The organism is Chloroflexota bacterium, assembly GCA_015478725.1.
Lineage (GTDB): Bacteria > Chloroflexota > Limnocylindria > Limnocylindrales > CSP1-4 > C-114.
In genome coordinates, this window is record JADMIG010000004.1 from 75,966 (window position 1) to 96,610 (window position 20,645).

The window sequence follows — 20,645 nt, forward strand, 5'->3', positions numbered from 1 at the left end:
CACGGCTTGGTCGAGCTCGCAACGCGTCGGAATCGGCTTGAGTTATGCGGATCGCCTTTGCGAGGATCCCGTCGGTTGACTTGAGGTCTCAGGTCAACCGCGGTGGCGCGTCGGTGGGCGCGAGAAAGGCGAGCTGATAGTCGACGGGTGGAATGACGATCCGAAGGCCGCCGACGTCGGCCGACCCGTTCAAGCGCACCAGGTCCGTCTGGTCGTACGTGTACAGGGTCTCGGATCCCGTCACGAGGGCCGTCGCGAGGATCATGGCGTCCGGTGTCTTCAGCCACCGGACATGCCGGCGCAGGTCACGAGCTCGCGCGGCGACGACCGGATCAACGGAGACGAGCGTGATGAACGGGTTGTCCATGTAATCGACGAGGACGCTCTCCTGCTCGTCCGTCAGCAGCGGATCGCCTGCCGCCGGGCCCTTCACCGTCTCGGTGATCGTGACCGTAGAGACGAACACCTTGATCTCGCCGCGCTCGGCCTGCTCGAGCAACCGAAGGACGTGTTCGGCGCGGTCCACCTCCTTAGCCAGGAGCGCGATCCACGGGCTCGTGTCGATGGTGACCACGGGCTTGTCAGGCATCGCGAATCCGACGCACCCAGACCTCAGACGGCACCCCGCCCGTGAGATTGGGGGCAAGGCCGAGCAGCGCCGCGGCACGCGGACGCTGGCGGTCGTGCCGGAGCACCTGGATGGACCGCACCTGAACCCGCTCCGGGCGGCCCAGTCGGTCGAACGTTACGAGCCCGTGGACGCGCACCCGCTCTTGCACGCCAGCCTTCACGTCGTCCCACATGGAGGCGGGGAAGTCGCACCGGACGCGGTGACCGTACAGCGTGTCCCAGATCGCGAAGCTCGGCTGCTTCTTGTCGTGGCCGAACACGTCCTCAAGCGGCCCCTCGACGGTGCTCATGGCGGTCTGGGTCCCGATCTCGACGGGGGCCGTCGTCAACGCCTCGTCCTCGTCAGACAGCTGCACTGCGCTCGTGAGGACGACCGACTGCTCCTCAGCGTCGATGGACACTCGGCTGATGCCGTCGTGCAGCACGCGGACGATGGCTCTGTAGTCAGACCAGGCGGTGTCGGAGATCCCCTCGGGCCGCTCGCCCTGATCGCGGACCGTTGTCATACCTGTGGCGAACTGACTGACCACGTACGCACTGCGATCGTAGAGCGGGTTGATTGGGGCCGCCTCGAGCCCGACCTGCGCGCTGCCAACTTCGAGGTTCCGGATCACCCACCGCATGGTCGGCTGGCCGGTAGTCGCCGCGTCAAGCTCAGCGAGGATACTCGCGAAGTGGCCGACCATCTCCGCGAAGGCATCGAACGGTACGGGCTCGCGAGGGTCCTGCGTTTCGACCTTGAACGTGAACTTGGTTGGCATCGGCGGACTCCCATGCCGAGGTTCGCGCGGGCTCGTGTCACCTTAGGCGACACGTACGCGAGAGTACACGCCGCCGGTCGACACGTGGATCCGACGGCGGCACCCCGTCCCAATTGCCGAGGACGCGGGCGCCGCGCGCGCCGGCCGGGTGATGTCGGGCCGTACAATCCGATCCAGGTTGTCACCTGAGGGGGCGTGGGCGTGGAGGCACGTGGCTGCGCGCTCGTGGCACCGCCAAGCCGGGAGTTCCAACAGTGGCGCCGGAGAACGATCCGTTCGCGACCCTTCGCGCGCCACGCGCTGCGATCCCGTGGGATCGGCCGGCTCAGTCACCGCGAGACGCCACGACGGAGCGGGTCTGGATCGGCGCCGATCCCCACGGGCTGGGCTTCGAGGTAGCCGTCGCGTCATGGTCGGGCGCCAACCCGCCGACTCAGGAGGCGATGCGAACCCTCCACGCCGCCCGGCTCCGCAACCGGGCGATCCCGCTGACCGTCGTGGCGCGACGTGTCGGTGGACATGCCTGGCTCTTTGGGCCACTGGCGAACGCGCCTGTACTTGGTCCGCTGCCGGCAAGGCACGCTGCCCGGATCGTTCAGGCGGCACTCGACGAACCCACAGCGGGGGCCGCGCGCGCCCGGATCATCCAGGCTCGCGACGCCCTCGAGACGGCCGACATCCCGGGGTTCGACTCCCAGGGCCTGTTCGCGATCCGCGAGCTGACATGGGGCGTCCCGCGACGGCCTGACTGGGGGGCCGCCTCGGCGCGGAGCCGCGCGCTCATGGCGACGAGCCCGCGCGGTGCGGCGCTGGTGCAGGGACTCGGGTTCGACAGCCGCACGATCCCCGGCAACGCGCTGCTGCTGAGCGTCCACGGGGAACCGCCGCGCGCGGTCGCGATCCTTCTCCGGGACGACGAGTCGTTCGACGCCGAGAGTGCGCGATTCGCGAAGTCGCCCATCTACCATGGCCTCGAGATCGCCCGCCAGAACAACGTTCGCTGGCTCGTCGTCGCTCGGGGGCCGCAGCTCCGGCTCTACCCGACGGCGCCCGACATCGGCGTCGGTCGGCGCGGGGCGACGCAGACGTACTTCGGCCTCGACCTCGCCCTCCTCGACGACCAGCACGCCGGGTATCTCGAGCTCGCGTTTGGCGCCGCGGCCCTGGCACCCGGCGGGTCAGTCGACCAACTCCTCGATGCCAGCCGCGACTACGCGGTGTCGCTCGGCGAGCGCCTCCGCGAACGGATCTACGACAGGGTAGTCGACTCCTTGTCGACCGCGATCGCCCGCGCGCTCGCGACCGACGCTCGTCTTGACGACCAGCGGCTCGCCCTCGCCTACCGCCTCACCCTGCGGATCCTCTTCCGGCTCCTCTTCCAGGCGTACGCCGAGGACACCCGGCTCCTCCCTCTCCATCGCAACGAGCGATACACGCGGGCCTCGCTCAAGGAGCTGGCCCGCGACCTCGCCGCCCATCCCGACCGGCCAAACGACCCGCGCAGCACCTCGCTCTGGGACGGCCTCGCCCAGGTCTGGCGCGTCATCGACACCGGCGACGAAGCATGGGGTGTCCCGGCCTACAACGGCGGCCTCTTCGGCGCCGATCCCGAGCTCCATCCCGACGGCGCCGCGGTCGCGCGACTTGTCCTCCACAATGACGCCGTCGGCCCGGCGCTGGCCGGCCTACTCGTCGACGTGGCGGTGGATGGTGACCGCGGCCCCGTCGACTTCCGCTCCCTCGATGTCCGTGACTTCGGCACGATCTACGAGGGGCTCCTCGAGTCGGGTCTCTCGCTCGCAACCGAAGACCTCGCAATCGACGCATCGGGCGCATGGCGACCGGCGAGGGCAGGCGAGCGGATCGACGCGGCCACAGGCGCACCGTATTTCCACACGAAGTCGGGCGACCGCAAAGCGACCGGCTCGTACTTCACGAAGCCCTTCGCGGTCGAGCACTTGCTCGGGCGCGCGCTCGATCCGGCGCTCGACGCTCACCTGGAGAAGGTCGCCGTGCTCGTCGGGCGGGGCGATCAGGTCGGCGCGGCACGACTCTTCTTCGACTTCCGCGTCGCCGATCTCGCGATGGGCAGCGGCCACTTCCTCGTGGGCGCGATCGGGCACATCGAGGGGAAGTTCGGTGCGTTCCTCGAGCGCAACGCGATCCCGGGGGTGGAACGGGAGCTCCTCGAACTTCGCGACGCCGCTCTCGCCGCCCTTCGGCGGGTTGGCGTCGAGGAGCCGGAGATCGACCGCTCCGCGCTGCTTGGCCGGCAGATCGCCCGCCGCTGTGTTTATGGCCTCGACATCAACGACATCGCCGTCGAACTGGCGCGCCTCGCGATCTGGGTCCGGACGTTCGTGCCGGGCCTGCCGATGTCGAGCCTCGACCACCAGCTCGTCTGCGGCAACTCGCTCACCGGCATCGGCACTATCGAGGAGGCGATCGAGGCGCTCGATCCCGATGCCCGGACGGGCGCGATGACCTTCTCCGGGGCCGCGATCCGGGCTGCCCTTGACCAGGCGCGGGTCGTGCTGGAGGATGCCGCCGCGCTCAAGGAGTCGACGAGCGACGAGGCGCGCGCCGCCCAGGAGGCGTCACGCCGCGCGCTCGAGGCGGCCGAGCCGGCGCGCCTGCTCTTCGATGCGGCGGTCGCCGTGCGACTCGGGGTGCTGCCGGCCCCGGCCGACTTCGATGCCGAGGGGATCGCCCGGAGTGCTGCCGCCGCCCGGGTACGGGACTCGCTGCGCGACCTCGACCCGGTCCACTTTCCGGTGCGGTTCCCGGAGGTGTTCTTGCGGGAACCGAGCGGCTTCGATGTGCTCGTTGGCAATCCTCCCTGGGAGAAGGTGAAGGTCGAGGCCGACAAGTGGTGGGGTGCGCGCATTCCTGGCCTGTTCCATCTTCCGGTCGGCGCCCGCGATGCTGCTATCGAACGGGCCAAGGGCGACCGGTCCGACCTTGCCCAGCAGTTCGCGGCCGAGATCTCGCAGAACGACGGTCTGCGTGACGCGTTGAGACTCGGCCCATATCCGGGCCTTGGTACCGGCGACATCGACCTCTATCAGGCATTTGCCTGGCGCAACTGGCACCTCGTGTGCTCCGGTGGTCGAATCGGAATGGTCGCCCCACGGAGTCTCGTTGCAGAGGCCGGTGCTGCCGACTGGCGCGAGCTTGTCTTCGACGACGGCGAGTTCGACGAAGTGACACTCCTCCTGAACACAGCGCGCTGGGCGTTTGACATGGAAGCGCGCTACAGCATCGCTCTCGTATCCCTTCGGAGACTGGGACAGGCGGGCGGCCAGGTCACCCTTCGGGGACCCTTCGCGTCGCGCGCTGAGTTTGAAGCTGGCGCACATCGGGCTCCTGCGCGGTTCCCAGCAGCTGAGTTCAGAACGTGGGGAACGGGGGCCTCTTTTCCGATCCTTTCCACCGCGGAAGACGGCGGGGTGTACGTTCAGATGCGGTCTCATCCACGGCTCGATGCGGACATCGGCGACTGGCGCGTTCGCGCCTACGCCGAGTTCCATGCGACCGCGGACAAGCCGCTATTCCACTTGGATACTGTCCCGTCGGGATGGTGGCCGCTCTATAAAGGCGAGTCGTTCGACCTGTGGAATCCCGACACGGGCCGGTACTACGGCGGGGTCGATCCGGAGGTCGTGTTGCCCGTGCTGCTCGAGAAGCGCCGACGAGCCGGCAGGCTGGCCGCCTCTCCCTTCTCAGAGTTCCCGCCTGCCGTCATCGACGACGACTCAACACTCCCCATCCGCGGGGCGCGGATCGCGGTTCGCCTGGTCGCGCGATCGACCGACACGCGTACCGTCCGCGCGGCCCTCGTGCCGCCGCGCGTCGCGCTGACTCATGGCGCCCCATATCTGCTCTTTCCACGTGGCAACCCGGAGGCCGTTGCGTATCTCCTGGCCGTTCTCAGCTCGATCCCGCTGGACTGGATGGCCCGTCGCGCCGTTGAGATGAACCTCACCTATCACGTCATGTACGGGTTCGCGATCCCGCGACCAGCGCCAGGTGACTCCCTCCGCCAGCGAGCGGTGGTCATCGCCGGTCGCCTCGCCGCGATCGACGCCCGCTTCTCAATCTGGGCCGCTGCCGTTGGCGTGCCGGTCGGATCGGTGGGCGACACCGACCGCCCGGATCTCATCGCCGAGCTCGACGCCGTCACCTCGCACCTCTACGGTCTCTCGCGCGAGCAGGTCGAACACGTATTCGCAACGTTCCACCGCGGCTGGGACTACGCTCCCCGCCTGGCTCGCGTCCTCGCCCACTATGACCGCTGGGCGGCAGCTGGCCGATGATCAACCGCCCGTTTCCTCCGGTCTTCGCGACGAACCGTCTCGATCGGGGCGAGAGCGTCGCGGACGAGATCAACCGGCTCTTGCGCGGCCTGCGCGAACAGCTCGCGGTCGCGCCGACGGTCGCGATCGCGACCGCCTACCTCAACGCTCAGGGCTTCGAGCTGCTCGCGGACGAGCTTGAGCGGGCGCCTCGCGTCCGGCTGATGATCGGGGCCGAGCCACAGCAACCGGAAGAGCGCCTCTTCGCCCGGCGCCCGACCGACGAGGAGCTGCTCGAGAAGGCGATCGCAGACCACGAGGCGGGCCTGCGTGACGAACGCGACCTCGCCGGGTTCACCGTCGCGCGGGATGCCGCCGAGCGTCGCATCGTCGCCTGGCTGCGCATGACCGACGCGACGGGCACGCCGCGGGTCGAGGTCCGGCGCTACACAAAGGGCTTCCTCCACGGCAAGGCCTACATCCCCGAGAACGACCTCGCGGGCATCCTGGCTGGCTCGTCGAACCTGACCTACGCCGGGCTGCGCCTCAACAAAGAGCTCAATCTCGGCTACGAGACCGGCACCCACAAGCGCCTCGTCCGCGACTGGTTCGAGGAGCTCTGGGCGGATGCCGAGCCCTACGACCTCGCGGCGATGTACGAGGCCCGGTTCCTGCTCCACGACCCGTGGGTCGTGTTCCTCCGGATGCTTGTCACGATGTACGGGTACCCCGGCGACGACGATGCGGGATACGAGCCCGTCCTGCGGCTGACCGGTTTCCAGCGCGATGGAGTCGCCCGCATCCGGCGCATCGTCGACAAGTGGGGCGGGGTCCTTGTCGCCGACGAGGTCGGGCTCGGCAAGACGTTCCTCGCCGGCGAGCTCATCGCGGAGGCAACGAAGCGCGATCGCCAGCGTGCGCTCGTCATCGTCCCGGCTGCCCTCAAGGAGTCCACCTGGAAGCCATTTCTGGACACATGGGACCTGACCTCGGCCCGCGTCCGGGTGATGAGCTACGACGAACTGCGCCTCGCGAGCGGCGACGACCTCGAACGGCTCGACGAGTACGCGCTGGTCGTGATCGACGAGGCGCACAACCTGCGAAACCCCGCCACCGCCAGGGCAGACGTGGTCCGCAAGCTTCTCTCGGGCGCATATCCCAAGCAGCTCGTCCTCATGACCGCGACCCCGGTCAACAACTCGCTCCTGGACCTGCACACGCTCGTCGGTTACTTCGTCAAGAACGACGCGGCGTTCGCGAGCCGCGGGATCCCGAGCCTGTTCCGGTACATCCGGGAGGCGCAGGCCCAGGACCCGGAGACGCTTTCGCCGGCGCACCTGTTCGCACTTCTCGACGAGGTTGCCGTCCGGCGAACTCGGGGCTTCGTCAAGCGCCACTACGCGGGCTCGACGATCCGCAACCCGGCCGGCCGCGACGTCCCGATCGAGTTCCCGACCCCGCGCGTCGAGCGCATCGACTATGAGCTCGACGCCGCCGGCCACGAGCTCCTCGACGCGGTGATCACCGCCCTCGAGCCCACCGACACCGACGCGGAGAAGTGGCGGCCCGGACAGGCGCCGATGCCCGGCCGCCTCACGATGGCCCGCTACATGCCGAGCCGCTACGCGATCACGGATAAGGTCGAGGCCGTTCAGGTGGTGAATGCGGGCTTCCTCCGGTCCGCGTTGCTAAAGCGGCTCGAGTCGAGACCACGTGCCTTGGCGAACACGCTGGGCGTCCTCATAGACAACCACCTGGACTTCTTGAGCGGGCTCGCGAACGGCAAGGTCCTGCGCGGGAAGGCGCTGACGGCATGGGGCGAAGCCGAAGACGACACCTCGATCGAGGAAGTGCTCGCCGCCCTCGAGGAAGACGGCGCTGAATCCATCAGCGAGCTGAGCGATTACCACGCAGCAGAGCTTCGCGCGGACGTCGAGGCGGACTTGCTCCTCATCCGCGAACTCAAGGCGATCGCCGAGCGTGTCGCGACCGGGCGCGACCCGAAGGCCGACAAGCTGCTGGCCAAGCTCTCGGAGATCGCCGAGGCGGCAAGCCGTCCGTCCCGCGACGGAGACCTGTCGGAGGCCGACCGCCGGAAGGTCATCGTGTTCTCCGCGTTCGCGGATACGATCGAGGACCTCCACCGCCGCGTGAAGGACACCGTTGAGCGCGCTCCTGCGGGGTCACCGCTCGCGGCGTACAAGGACCGGATCCCGGAGCCGGTCCGCGGCCGGAAGCAGGGCATCGACCAGACGTCCCGGGCACGCATCCTCGCGGGCTTCGCTCCCGCGACGGCGGGGCCGCTCACGGCCGCGGGCGTTCCAACCGCGATCGACCGCTACGACATCCTGCTCACCACGGACGTCCTGTCGGAGGGCGTGAACCTCCAGCAGGCCGGGCGCATCCTCAACTACGACCTGCCCTGGAATCCGATGCGGCTGGTGCAGCGACACGGCCGGATCGACCGGATCGGCAGCCGTCATCGCGAGGTCCACCTCGGGTGCTTCTTCCCGGCGACCAACCTCGACGAGCTGCTCGGGCTCGAGGAGACGATCCAGCGGAAGATCGCCTACGCCGCCGTCTCGATCGGCATCGGTGACGTCATTCCGGGCCAGCGCGCGAAGCGGATCGAGGTCGTCCTGGCCGACAACCGCGAGCAGATCGAGAAACTCCGCGAAGAGCGACCCGAGCTGTTCGAGTCCGGAGGCGATTCCGCCGCGTTGTCCGGGGAGGAGTACCGGCGGCGGCTGGCGATCGCGCTCGAGGACGGGCTTATCCGCAGCAGGGTCGAGGACCTGCCGATGGCCTCCGGCACCGGCTTCCGGTCGACGCTGGCAACGGAGCACGGCTGGGTGTTCGCCACCGAGGTGGGTCCCGATCGAGAGGCGCGGTTTGCGTTCGTGGCGGCAACGGCGTTCTGGGGCGTCCGGCGTGACAGCGCCGGCGCCGCTGAGGTCGACGAGAGCCCGCTGCGATGCCTCAGTGACGCCGATCCGGGCGACCGATCGACCTACGCCGAACTTCCGGCACCCGCGTATGACGGAGTGTTCGATGCCTGGCCGGAGGCGCGCGCGGCCATCTGGCGCTCGTGGATGCGCCTGACCGATCCCGCGAACCTCCAGCCCGACGTCCGCGGCGTTCTGCGGCGCGCGGCCGACCTCGTTCGAGACGGCACGTCGGGCCTCAGCATGAACGAGCGAACCCGTGTCGCCGTCGCCCTGGCCCAGCGGTGGCCGCTCCGCATCTCGAGAGAGGTCGGGTGGATCCTCGAGGACGAGCACGCCCCGATCGCCTCGCGCATCGAGACTCTCCGGGCGCTCGTCGACGCCGAGGGTCTCCAGGCGCCTCCGCCGCCCACGCCGCTCCCGCTCATCACCGAGGACGACATCCGGCTGGCAGCATGGATGGCGATCATCCCGGCCCGAGATAGCCGGAGATGAGGACACGCGTAAGATTAGGAGCAGGACATGAACGACACCGAGCACGGTAAGAGCGGCGAGCAGCATCCGACCGAGATCCCGATCACGATCGACAAGAAGCCGTACAAGGCTCCTAAGCGGCTGATGACTTCTAGGTGGTCGGCGAGCATGGCCAACCTCTCGCGGGTCTCGGGGTACGGGTAGCCGAAGGAGACGTACTCGTCGCGCTTCCATCCGGCGCCGATTCCAAGATCAATCCGACCCCCGCTGATCACGTCCATCGTGCTGATCATCTTGGCCGTGAGGGCCGGATTTCGATACGCCGTGCAGGTCACGATCTGGCCCAGCCGGACGCGCGTGGTGACCGAAGTGAGTGCACCGAGGGACGAGAAGCACTCGAAGGTGATCTCGTTGGTCGGCTCTGGCACGGTTGTGAAGTGATCGAACATCCAGATCGATTCGAAGCCGAGTTGCTCGGCCTGTTTGGCGACCTCGACCGTTTGTTGCCATGCCGAGGCGGGTGGCCAGCCGTCGTATTTGCCGGTCCAGCCCTGCGGCACGATGACCCCAAAAAGTCAGTGCGGTTCACCCTTGCTTGGAAGGCGCGCGCGCGTGGGCGAGCGGTTGCGGTGGTATGAGACACCGGAAGAGGTCGGCCACCAGGACTAGGTTCCTGGCGCGAGACCGGCAAGCCTTGGTGCGTTGTTGGCGTGCCAGCCCGACTCACCGGGCGGAGAAGTCTGGGCTGACCGGCGAACCGACGTGCCCGCGCTACTCCTTGATCGAGCCGGTGAGCGCTCCTCGCACGACGTAGCGCTGAGCCGCGACGAAGACCAGCGCCAGGGGCAGCACCATGAGGAGCCCGATGAGCGCCCCCTCGGGTCGCTTCAGGAGGGTGTCCGTCCCAGAGTTGTTCGGGGCAACCATCGGCGTCCCCACCACCAGCGCCTGCAGGCCGACCGCGAGCGTGTAGGACTTGTCGTCGCTCAGCATCACGTAGGGCAGGAAGTAGTTGTTCCAGTTCGCGACGAAGCTGAGGAACGTCAGCAGGCCGATCAGCGTGCCCGAGAGCGGCAGGCACACGTACCGGAAGAGCTGCCATTCAGAAGCGCCGTCCGTTCGCCCGGCCGCCAGCAGATCCTTGGGCAGCGCCGTCGCGTAGAACACGTACGCGAGGTAGACGCCGAACGGGAAGAAGGCCTCGGGCAGGATCACCGACCACGGGCTGCCCACGAGCCCGACGACGTTCAGCTCGAGGAAGAGCGGCAGCACGAGGGCGGAAGTCGGGACGATTAGGGTGATCAGGGTGAGCCAGAGGATCGGGCGCCGTCCGCGGAACCTGGCCGTGGCGAGCGCGTAGCCGGCCGGGATCGCGATCACCTGGCCGAGCACCACAGACGCGACCGTGTACCACACGGAGTTCCCGACCCAGGTGAGGATCTGACCGTGATTGTAGCTCAGTAGGTTCCCCAGGGCGCGCCCGTAGTTGTCGAACACGCCGAACGCCAGCGGCGGCAGGTTTGTGATCTCGTTGTTGAGCTTGCTGGGCGCAAGGGTGAGCCAGACGAGCGGTACGCCGAAGAACAGGGCACAGATGACGAGGAGGCCGACCCGGATCAACCCTGCGACCGACGGGGCTCGGCGTGCGCGGGTGTTGGACGTGCTGCGAACTGCCTGGCTCATGCGATGGACCTCTGCCTCGTGAGGCGCGACGTGGAGAAGCCTCGGCGCCGACCGTCAGGCCGTGTGGCAGGTCGTGGGACGATCGTGACCACGGCTATTCGTCGGTCGCGTCGGTGCGGAAGAAGCTGGTCGTCTTGATCACCAGGATCGCGGCCACCAGGCCGATCGCCAGCATCACCAGGGAGATCGCGGCCGCGCCCCCAAAATCGCCGAGCTCGAACGCGAATGCGTAGCTGAGCTGGTTCGGCGACCAGTACTTGCCGATCGCAGCTCCTGGTGCGCGCGCGAGGAGCTGCGGCTCCACGAACAGCTGGACGTTGCCCGCGAAGGTGAGGATGAACATGTAGATGATGTACGGGCGGACGAGCGGCAGCTTGATGGACCACCCCATCCGTATGGGACCGCAGCCGTCCATGGTCGCGGCCTCGGTGATCTCGCTCGAGATGCCGTTGAACGCACCGTAGAAGATCGCGATCCATCCCCCGGCCCCGGCGAAGAAGAACATGACCGAGAAGACGAACGGGAGGCGATCGCCGCTCGCGATCTGCCCCATCGACCGAAGGCCGAGCGCCTGCAGCAGGGGGGCGAACGGGCTGATGTTCGGGTCGAACATGAAGATGGCGAGCAGGGCGAGGATCGGCCCTGCGACGGCGCCCGGGATGAAGTAGAGGGTGCGCATACCAGCCCCGAGACGATCGTGTCGCGCGTGCACCAGCAGCGAGATCGCCATCACGCCGACGACCCCGAGGGGCACTGAGATCGCCAGGAACTGGCCGATGCGCCAGAACGAGGGCAGGAACCTGAAGTCCGTATAGGCCCGGACGTAGTTGTCCAGCCCTGCCGCGAAGAGCTGCGGCGTCCCGGATCTGAACGAGGCGAAGCTGATCACGAGGGCATACAGCGCCGGACCGATGCCGAACACGACGAGCGTCAGCACGTAGGGCAGCGCAAACAGATGTGCGGGGTGAAGGGCACGCCGGATGCGTTCTTTCATCGCCACCTCGGTGCGATCGGGCGACGGGACCTGCTGGCCCTGTCGCCCGATCGCGCTACGGATCGACTACGGAGTGGTCACAACGTCGTAGCCCTGCGCCTTGGCCCCCTGGACAAGCGCGTCCTGGAAGGCAGGTAGCGACGACTCGATGGTCCCCCCATTGTTCAGGGCCGCGATGACGGTCGACGAGAAGATACTCGCCGTGTCGTAGGTGACGATCCCGAACTTCGGGTCCTCGTACGTGGCGGACTGGATGAGCACCGGGCCCGGGTCGTTGGCGTACAACGGGTTTGCGGCGATCTTCTTGACCCAGAGGGCCGCAGCAGGCTTGTAGGCCGGATACGTCGGGGAGACGTCGACCTGGTAGGCGTTCGAAGTGGCCATCCAGATAGCCAGCTCCGTGGCCAACTTCGGGTTCTTGGTGTGGCGGGAAACGGCCCAGGCCGCTCCGCCCTGGCCCCCGAAGTACGGCTGTGAGTCGGCCGCCCACTTCGGCGGCAGGGCGACGCCGAGCTGACCGGTCGCCGACGTGTAGTACGTGCCGTCCTTCTTGCCGCTGAAGACGAACTCGCCAAACCAGCTCGGTGCCGTGAGTACGAGCAGCTTGTTGTCGTTCGCCGCCTTGATGAAGGCTGGGTCGAACGTGCCGACCTTCGTTACCACGCCGAGCGCGATCATCTTGTCGACCCACTGCGCCGCCCGGACGCACTCGGGAGCGAGGACGTTGATGTAGACCTTGTTGACGCCCAGCAGCTGGCCCGTGGCGCAGCGGCTCGTCCAGAAGTACATGTCCAGGCTGAGCGCATCGCCGAACGTCCCGATGAGGTAACCGGGATGCTCCTTCGCGACCCGCTCGCCGAGGGCCGCGAGGTCCTCCCACGTGGTGGGCACGGAGTAGCCGAACTGGTCCATGAGCGGCTTGTTGTAGTACGTGATGCTCTGAGCCACGTCATTCGACAGACACATGACGCGACCGTCCGGCAGGATGCACTCGGCGATCACGTGCGGATCGAAGCCGTCGAGGATGTCCTTCGACACATAGGGGCGCAGGTCCAACGCCCAGTCGACCTGCGTGGTGGCCGTCATCGCGATGAGATTGGCACCGTTGAAGACGACGTCCGGCCAGCCCTTGTTCACGTTGTTGGCGAGGATGGTCTTGGCTGGGATCTGCGTCAGATCGACGAGCACACCAGTGACGAGGCTGGCCTGGGCCGGGTGGGCCTTCTTCCAGGCCTCCAGGGCCGGCTCGCGCGCGCTGTCGTACCAGATCGTGATCGGAGCGTTGTCGTCGCCGGCGAGCATGCTCGCCGATGGCTGGGCCGCGACCGCGCTCGACCCCGACGTCGCGGCCGGCGCTGACGCGGTCGGAGACGACGACCCGCACGCTCCGAGGATCAGGGCCGTCACCGCGACGGCGAGTAGTCTCTTCATGACCAGACTCCCTTCCAATCAGACCTGCCCATTCGCCCTAGTCGGGGCCTCGGTTGTTACCGGCACCTCGAGTTGTCCGACCCTCTCGGGGGTCGCCGATCGTGGCCCGGCACGCCCGGACCGTGAGGTGGGCCTCACCTCGGCACGCACCGCTGGTCAACCCCAGATGCCACCCCCTCCTGCTGGTAGCCGCCTCATCGTTTGAAGGCCGTTGGGCCAGGCCTCGGTGCCGAATCGGCGGGTCCCAAGACCGCCAGCGCCTTGCGATGGACCGGTCTCGCGCGCTCGGCGCGTGCGCGTGAGTTCGCCCCGGTCACTTGGACCCGGCCCTCCCGCCGTTCCCGGAGTCAGCCCCATAGCGGAGGTATGGCGCCCCGTCGCAAGGCGTCGAGTGCCACACGCAGGTGGCGCTCGCCGTCGGTGACGGAGAACGCAAGATGGCTGGGGAAGAAGCCGTCGAACCGGTGCTCGCCGAGCCGACGAAGCGACTCGATCTGCGCGGTCAGGTCGCAGTCCCACGTGTTCTGGAGGATGATCTCGCCCCCGAAGAGCAGGGCGTCGCCGCTGAAGAGATCCGTCCGGTCGCCGGCGTGGACCAGGAAGCTCAGGTGGCCTGCCGAGTGGCCGGGCGTGCGGATGACCTCGACGACGAGGTTCCCGACCTGGATCCGCTCGCCGTCGGTGAGCTCCCCATCGACGGGCGTCGCCTCGTACCGGTAGCTCCGGTCGTAGCTCCCCTGCTCCTTGCCAATGTCGACGCCCGCCCGCGCCTCGTCACCCGACCGAAGGATGTCCGCCACCTCAGGCGAAGTGACCAGCTCGAGCCCGAGCGCGACTCGGAGCTTCGCTGATCCGCCGGCGTGGTCCGCGTGGGCGTGGCTGATGAACAGCTTGCGCGCGCGATCGAGGCGCGCGCCCGTTCGCTCGAGACGCTCCATCAGCGGCGGCAGGTCGATGCCGGCGCCGGCTTCGATCAGGGCCAGCTCGGTGCCGCCGTCGAGGAGGAAGATATGCGAGTCCGAGGGATGGGTGAGGCTGAAGCCATGTCGCCCGCTCCCGACCAGATGGAGGTAGGCCGTCAGCTGCATCGCGGCCGCTCCATCGCCCACTCGTCCGATCCTCTGGGCCCGCGCCGACCGAGGCTACAGCCAGACATCGCTTCCGCCCGCCTCCGCCGACCGTACGATCGCGTCCGCCACGCTGATCCCCTCGACCGCCTCGTCGACGGACACGACGTCCGAAGGCCGCCTGCTCCGGAGGCAGTCGCAGAAGTGGGCGATCTCGGCCCCGAAAGCTCCCAACCCGTCCGGAGGCTCGAGGAGCCAGTCCGGTGCAGTCGTGGTCTCCCCTCGAACGGTCGCCAGGGGAAGAGACAGGTCGACGACGGCCACGCCCGCGGAGCCATACACCTCGATCCGGTCGGAGTTGTACGGCAGGGAGCCCTCGGGGTGCACCTGCGCGACGGAGACCGACGCGATCGCGCTCGACGCGAGCTCCCCCTGCGCCCATGCCAGATCCACCTGACCGCGGCCCGAATCGCGATGTTGGAGCGCGCGGATCCGGACGAAGCGCGAACCCGTCAGCCAAAGGATGAGGTCGATGTCGTGGACGGCCGTCAGGAAGGCCGGGTGGACGTGAGCGTAGTGGTGTGCGATCGCCACGGTCCGGTCGCGTCGCGTCGAGACCGCGATGACGTCCCCGATGTCGCCGGCGGCGACCCGGGCCTTCAGCGCCCGATACGGAGGAGCGAACCGCAGGAGGTGCGCGGGCACCAGGATTGAGCCCGTCGCATGGACGAGGTCGGCGATCAGCCGGGCGTCCGCGAGGCTGCTCGCGATCGGCTTCTCGAGGAGCACGCCGACGCCATGCTCGAGCGCGTAACGGGTCGGCTCGACGTGATCGTGCTCCCCGGTCGTGACGCTGACGCCGTCTGGCTGGGTCGCGTCGATCAGGCTGCGGGCGTCCGGGAAGATCGCCTCGGCCCCGTAGCGTTCGGCGAGCTCGCGCGCTCGCTCGGCCGTGCGGCTCGCCACCCCCACGATCTGCGCGCCGACGGCGCGGTACGAGCGCAAGTGGGCCTCGCCCATCGCTCCGGCACCGATGACCCCAACGCGAAGACGGTCGGTCATCGCCGCCCGCCCCCCGGCGCGGCGTCGGACAGCAGCGCGAGCGCGATCCGATGCATCACCGCGACGCCGACCCCGATCGAGCGCTCGTCCACGTCGAACGCGCCGTTGTGGAGCGGGACGGGCGTGCCGTCACCCGAGATGCCGAGCTTCAGGTAGAGGGCCGGCGCCCGGCTGGCGAGCAGCGCGAAGTCGTCGACCGTCATCGGCGGTTCGGTCAGCCGTCGAGCCTGTTCGGACCCGAGGACCTCGGTCGCGACCTCCTCAGCGAGGCGAACGAGCGCCGGGTCGTTGAGGATCGGCGGCATCTCGTCGGCCCAGGTGAGCTCGGTCTCGAGGGCGAACGTCGCGGCCACGCCGGCCGCCACCCGCTCGATCCTCCCGCGGAGCCGCTCGCGAACCTCCGGGTCGATCGTCCGCAGGGTCCCGGTGATCTCGGCCCGATCGGGCACGACGCTCTGTGTTGCGCCGCCCCGCACCGTTCCGATGTTCAGGCTCGCGCGCTCGCCCGGATCGAGGCTGCGGGCGAAGGTCTCATAGAGCGCCGTGATGAGTCGGGCGATTCCGAGCACTGCGTCACGCCCGCGGCTCGGAGCCGCCGCGTGTGCCCCGTTGCCGACATAGACGACGCGGAAGGCATCCTTGGCGCCCATCGCGATGCGCTCGTCGATCCCGACGGTCCCGGCCGGCAGATCCGGCCAGCAGTGGAAGGCGAGGATCGAATCCGGGGCCGGATTGTCGAGGACGCCCGTCTCGAGGACCGCCCGCGCGCCGCTCGGCTCGCCGAACGGACGCTCCTCGGCTGGCTGGAACAGGAAGCTGATCCGTCCTCCGGGCAGCGGACCCGACGCGAGTCGCTCGGCGACCCCGAGCGCCACGACGATGTGGACGTCGTGCCCGCAGGCGTGCGCCACCCCGTCCACGGTCGAGGCGTAGTCGACCGCCTTGAGGTCGCTCACCGGGAGCGCGTCGAGGTCGGCGCGGATGACGACATGACGCCCGGGCAGGCCGCTGTCCCGCGAGGCGAGGATGCCGGTCCCGCCGATGCCTGCCCGCACCTCGTAGCCAGCGTCTCGGAGCCGAGCTGCCACGATCCCCGCCGTCCGATGCTCCGCGAACCGGAGCTCGGGATGGGCGTGAAGGTCGCGTCTCAAGGCCACGAGTCCGGGCGGAGTCGCCGGGATCGAGCGAACGGCCGCGAGCGTCATCCCACCCCCTACGTCGTGAAGATCGTGCCGCGGATGGCCGATGCGGAATCGCTGGCGAGGAACGCGAGCACCTCGGCGATGGTCGTCGGGGCCGTCAGGGTCCGCAGCGCCTCCTCGATCGCGCCCGGGTCGGCTCCCTGCGCCAAGGCCTCGGCCAGCGAAGCGCGATAGAGCGGCGTGTCGATGTCTCCCGGGCAGACCTCGTTCACACGGATCCCCTTCGGTGAGAGATGGCGTTCGAGGGTCAGGACCAGTCCGTGCATCCCGCCCTTGCTCGCCCCATACGGGAACGAGCCGCTCCCGACGGCGACGCCGGCCTTGGACGAGACGAGGACGATCGCGCCAGACCCGGCGTCGAGCATCTCGGCTGCGACGTGCTTCGCGACGAGGAACGCCCCCTTGAGGTTCACGTCGACGACGCGGTCCCAGGTGGCCTCGGACAGGCTCCGGATGTCCTCGAGTTGGCCCGCCATGATCCCGGCCGCATGGAGCAGCACGTCCACGCCGCCGAGGCGCGTGACGGCGCCAGCTACCGCGACCTTCACCTCCGCCTCGATCGAGACGTCGACGTGCTCGAAGCCCAGCGCGCGACCCGTCGTGATACCGACTTCGGCGATCAGCTGCGCCGCTGCCGCGTCGTCGCGGTCGAGCACGACGACCCGCGCACCCCGAGCCGCCAGCAGCGACGCGGTTGCCCGGCCGATCCCCGACGCACCGCCGGTCACGATGACGCGTTTGCCCGCCACGATGGCCCCGGCGGGCACGGCCTGCTCGTCCGTCACGACCCGACTACCGCTTCGGCTCGGCGAGGATGCGATCGACGGCGGCCACGACGGCGCCGGCGGCCGGGACGACCACGGCCTGGAGGACCGGGGCGGCCGGAATCCGGACGTCCGGCGCGCCGACCCGGCCGACGGGGGCGTCGAGGTCCCAGAAGCATTCGTCTGCGACGCGTGCGGCGATCTCCGCTCCGAACCCGCCAGTCACATTCGCCTCGTGGGCGACGACGATGCGCCCGGTCCGATGCACCGACGCCGCAACCGGGGCGAAATCGAGGGGCGAGAGCCAGCGAAGGTCGATCACCTCGGCGCTGACGCCGCGTTCCGCGAGCGTCTGCGCGGCCTTCAGCGACTCGCCGACCATCCGCGACCAGGCGACGATCGTCACGTCGCGGCCGTCGCGGATGACCCGCGACCCGCCGATCGGCTCGACCGGCCCATCGAGGGCGAACTGCGCCGAGTCCGGGTAGAGCAGTCGGTGCTCCATGATCAGCGTCGGGTCGTCCGAGGCGATCGCCGAGCGCAGCATCTCGTAGGCGTCCCGCGGGTTTGACGGCAGCCCGACGCGCAGGCCCGGGGTGTGGGCGAACCAGGCTTCGAGGCTTTGCGAATGCTGGGCGCAGGCCCCGGGCGAGTTGCCCTGCTGGGTCCGGATCGTGAGCGGCGCGCGCCAGCCGCCGCGCGACACGTACCGCGTGTTCGCAACCTGATTGATGATCTGATCCATGGCGACCGCGATGAAGTCGCCGTACATGATCTCGATGATCGGTCGCCGTCCACGCATCGCTGCTCCGAGCGCGGCGCCCACGATCGCCGATTCCGAGATCGGGGTGTCGAAGACCCTCGTGCCGAAGGCGTCGTGGAGACCCTTCGTCGCACCGAACGGACCGTTCGGGAGCGCCACGTCCTCGCCGAAGACGAGAGCTTCGGGGTACGTCGCGAGAGCCCAGAAATGGGCTGCATTGACGGCCTGGATGTAGCGGAGAGTGGCGACGGGCTCAAGCATAGAGATGCTCCCGGACGGTCGCCGGGTCCGGGTAGGGGACTGCGCGGGCGCCCTTCACGGCGGCGTCGATCAGCGCGGACACCTCGAGGTCGATCGCGTCGAGCCGGGCCACCGCATCCGGCCCCTCCTCGGCTGCGGCTCGCCGTATTCGCGCGAGCGGCTCTCGCTCGCGGGCCGACGCGACCTCGCCGGACGGTCGGTACGCCTGCAGGTCACCGCTGTAGTGGCCGACGAGGCGTTCCGTATCGGCCTCGATCAGTGTCGGGCCGCCACCCGCCCGTGCCCGCGCGACCGCGTCGTGCACGGCCTTCTCGACGATCGCGGCGTCGTTCCCGTCGATCGTCACGCCGGGCATCCCGTACGCCGCGGCCCGGTCGGCGAGCCGCTCGACGCGGACCATGTCGCGGATCGGGGTCATCTCCGAGTAGCGGTTGTTCTCGACGACGAGGACGAGCGGCAGCGAGAAGACCGACGCGAAGTTGAGCGCCTCGTGCGCCGCCCCCTGGTTGAGCGCACCGTCGCCCACCGAGACGATGCTCACGGCCCCGCTCCCGTCGTGGGCGGCCGCGAGGGCCGCGCCGACGGCCATCGGCATCCCGCCGGCGACGATCGAGTTCTCGCCGAGGAAGCCGTGGGCGGGCGATGAGAAGAACGGCGAGCCGGCGCGACCGCCGTTGAGCTCCGAATCCCGGCCCATAAGCTCGGAGAACAGGGCCACGAGCGGCAGTCCGCGAGCGATCGCCCAACCGTGCCCGCGGTACGTCACGGTCACCGCGTCGCGCGGCTCGAGTGCCCGACAGGCACCGACAGGGATGGCCTCCTGCCCATCGCAGAGGTGGATGGATCCGGGGATCTCACCCGCCGTCTTCAAATTCATGCAGCGTTCCTCGAAGGCGCGGATGGTCGCGATCGCCCTGTAATCTTCTTCGCGTCCGATCGCCACGCCGCCTCCCCTGCTATCCTTCTAGGACGTGCAAGATACCCGTATTGTGGCCTAAACTCAACCCTGAACTCAACGGCGAAACGGACGGCACCTTCGGAGGCTGACCGGCGGCGTCCGAAAGCGGAATGACCGGATTGGCAGCGCAACGGACGGAACCCCGTCCCGGAGGGCATGGACATGAGGATCGAGCAGGTCGAGTCGGTGGTCCTCGGCGATGTCCACCTGGTCAGGATCATCACGGAGGATGGACGGGTCGGCCTCGGCCAGTCCGGCTGCTGGGGCTACCCGGACGCGGTGCACGCCGTCCTGCAGACGTTCCGGCGCCCCCTGATCGGCCGTGACGCCGACGAGATCGAGCGGATCTGGCACTACCTGTACCGGATGGCCCCCTTCCGGGGGAGCATCCTCTCGGCTGCCGTCGCCGCGGTCGACATCGCCCTCTGGGACCTCAAGGGCCAGCGTCTGGGCGTGCCGATCTGGCAGCTCCTCGGGGGCAAGGTGCGGGACCGGATCCGCCTCCACCTCCTCCTGACCGGTTCCGACCCTGAGGCTATCCTCACGTCGGCTCGGGCCGCCGTCTCCGACGGATTCACCGCGGTCAAGTTCGATCCGCTTCCGGCCACCTACTACGACATGGCGCAGGACCGGCTGATCCGCGAGACCGTGGACCTGACGGCCGCTGTCCGTGAGACGGTCGGCCCCGACGTCGACCTGCTGCTCGAGCTGCATCGGAAGTTGACCCCGCTCCAGGCGGCCCCGCTCATCGCGGCGCTCAGTCCGCTCCATCCGCTCTTCGCCGAGGACCCGATCCAGATCGACAGCATCAGCTCGCAGGCAGCACTCGCCCGAGGATCGGACGTGCCGCTCGGAGAAGGCGAGCGACTCCACACGATCTGGGAGTTCCGGGAGCTCCTCGCGCAGGGGGGCGCCCAGTACGTGCGCCCGGACGTCGGGCTCGCTGGCGGCCTGACCCACTGTCGCAAGATCGCCGGGATCGCCGAGGCTTACCACGCCGCGGTCGTCACGCACAACTGCCTCGGACCGATCCTGACCGCGGCATCGGTCCACCTCGATGCGACGATCCCCAACTTCGTCGTCCAGGAGTACACCCTTCTCGATGAGTCGCCCGAGCTCGCCTGCTTCCGGACCGACGTCCGCAGGCGGGGCGGCTATCTCGAGCTGCCGGAGACGCCGGGCCTGGGCGTGACGCTCGCCGATGACCTGCCGGACGCGATCCGGGTCGTCGGGCGGGATGTCACGGTCATCCCGCTCCGGTCGGACGGCTCGGTCGCCTTCGCCGTCTGAGCTCGTTGCGGTTCGGCGAGGCGACGGTGCGTGGGGGCTATGATGCGGAAATGAGACCCATTACG

General features: G+C 68.8%; 15 protein-coding genes. 3 read left to right on the forward strand and 12 right to left on the reverse strand.

Annotation, left to right across the window (positions count from 1 at the left end; translation table 11 throughout):
* Positions 1-88 precede the first annotated feature (88 nt).
* Both IVW53_05190 and IVW53_05195 read right to left on the reverse strand, forming a co-directional pair.
* Positions 89-589 (reverse strand): PIN domain-containing protein, encoded by a 501-nt coding sequence (locus IVW53_05190; protein MBF6604960.1) that lies wholly within the window; start codon positions 587-589, stop codon positions 89-91.
* Entirely contained in the window at positions 582-1,244 is a 663-nt protein-coding gene (locus tag IVW53_05195; protein ID MBF6604961.1) for a hypothetical protein, read from the reverse strand. Before IVW53_05195 ends, IVW53_05190 begins: the two co-directional genes overlap by 8 nt.
* Positions 1,245-1,834: 590 nt before the next feature.
* On the opposite strand from IVW53_05195, the gene IVW53_05200 reads away from it, so the two are divergent.
* Together IVW53_05200 and IVW53_05205 are read left to right on the forward strand one after the other, a co-directional pair.
* Positions 1,835-5,707 (forward strand): hypothetical protein, encoded by a 3,873-nt coding sequence (locus tag IVW53_05200; protein MBF6604962.1) that lies wholly within the window; start codon positions 1,835-1,837, stop codon positions 5,705-5,707.
* Positions 5,704-9,126 (forward strand): helicase, encoded by a 3,423-nt coding sequence (locus tag IVW53_05205; protein ID MBF6604963.1) that lies wholly within the window; start codon positions 5,704-5,706, stop codon positions 9,124-9,126. Before IVW53_05200 ends, IVW53_05205 begins: the two co-directional genes overlap by 4 nt.
* Positions 9,127-9,140: 14 nt before the next feature.
* Here the strand turns inward: IVW53_05205 and IVW53_05210 are convergent, their stop codons facing one another.
* The 10 genes from IVW53_05210 to IVW53_05255 form a co-directional block, all read right to left on the reverse strand.
* The gene (locus IVW53_05210; protein MBF6604964.1) at positions 9,141-9,668 is read right to left on the reverse strand and encodes an LLM class flavin-dependent oxidoreductase; all 528 of its coding nucleotides are present in this window, start codon (positions 9,666-9,668) and stop codon (positions 9,141-9,143) included.
* 208 nt (positions 9,669-9,876) lie between these two features.
* Complete coding sequence (locus tag IVW53_05215; protein MBF6604965.1) at positions 9,877-10,788, reverse strand: carbohydrate ABC transporter permease; 912 nt, start codon at positions 10,786-10,788, stop codon at positions 9,877-9,879.
* A 94-nt stretch (positions 10,789-10,882) separates the two neighbouring features.
* Positions 10,883-11,782: a sugar ABC transporter permease gene (locus tag IVW53_05220; protein ID MBF6604966.1), complete on the reverse strand. Its 900-nt coding sequence runs from the start codon at positions 11,780-11,782 to the stop codon at positions 10,883-10,885.
* 66 nt (positions 11,783-11,848) lie between these two features.
* Positions 11,849-13,213, reverse strand: a complete 1,365-nt coding sequence (locus IVW53_05225; GenBank protein ID MBF6604967.1) for an extracellular solute-binding protein — start codon at positions 13,211-13,213, stop codon at positions 11,849-11,851.
* Between the two features lie 347 nt (positions 13,214-13,560).
* Positions 13,561-14,322, reverse strand: coding sequence for an MBL fold metallo-hydrolase (locus tag IVW53_05230; protein ID MBF6604968.1), 762 nt, complete (start codon positions 14,320-14,322; stop codon positions 13,561-13,563).
* 33 nt (positions 14,323-14,355) lie between these two features.
* A complete protein-coding gene (locus IVW53_05235; protein ID MBF6604969.1) occupies positions 14,356-15,342 on the reverse strand; it encodes a Gfo/Idh/MocA family oxidoreductase in 987 nt (328 codons plus the stop codon).
* On the reverse strand, positions 15,339-16,547 hold the full coding sequence (locus IVW53_05240; protein ID MBF6604970.1) for an amidohydrolase: 1,209 nt from the start codon (positions 16,545-16,547) through the stop codon (positions 15,339-15,341). The genes IVW53_05235 and IVW53_05240 overlap by 4 nt, the downstream gene beginning before the upstream one ends.
* Positions 16,548-16,555: 8 nt before the next feature.
* Positions 16,556-17,329, reverse strand: a complete 774-nt coding sequence (locus tag IVW53_05245) for an SDR family oxidoreductase (GenBank protein MBF6604971.1) — start codon at positions 17,327-17,329, stop codon at positions 16,556-16,558.
* 7 nt (positions 17,330-17,336) lie between these two features.
* A complete protein-coding gene (locus IVW53_05250; GenBank protein ID MBF6604972.1) occupies positions 17,337-18,332 on the reverse strand; it encodes an acetoin dehydrogenase in 996 nt (331 codons plus the stop codon).
* Positions 18,325-19,269, reverse strand: coding sequence for a thiamine pyrophosphate-dependent dehydrogenase E1 component subunit alpha (locus IVW53_05255; GenBank protein MBF6604973.1), 945 nt, complete (start codon positions 19,267-19,269; stop codon positions 18,325-18,327). Before IVW53_05255 ends, IVW53_05250 begins: the two co-directional genes overlap by 8 nt.
* Positions 19,270-19,452: 183 nt before the next feature.
* Here IVW53_05255 and IVW53_05260 point away from each other — a divergent pair, with 183 nt between their 5' ends.
* Positions 19,453-20,580: a mandelate racemase/muconate lactonizing enzyme family protein gene (locus IVW53_05260; GenBank protein ID MBF6604974.1), complete on the forward strand. Its 1,128-nt coding sequence runs from the start codon at positions 19,453-19,455 to the stop codon at positions 20,578-20,580.
* The last annotated feature ends 65 nt before the right edge of the window (positions 20,581-20,645 follow it).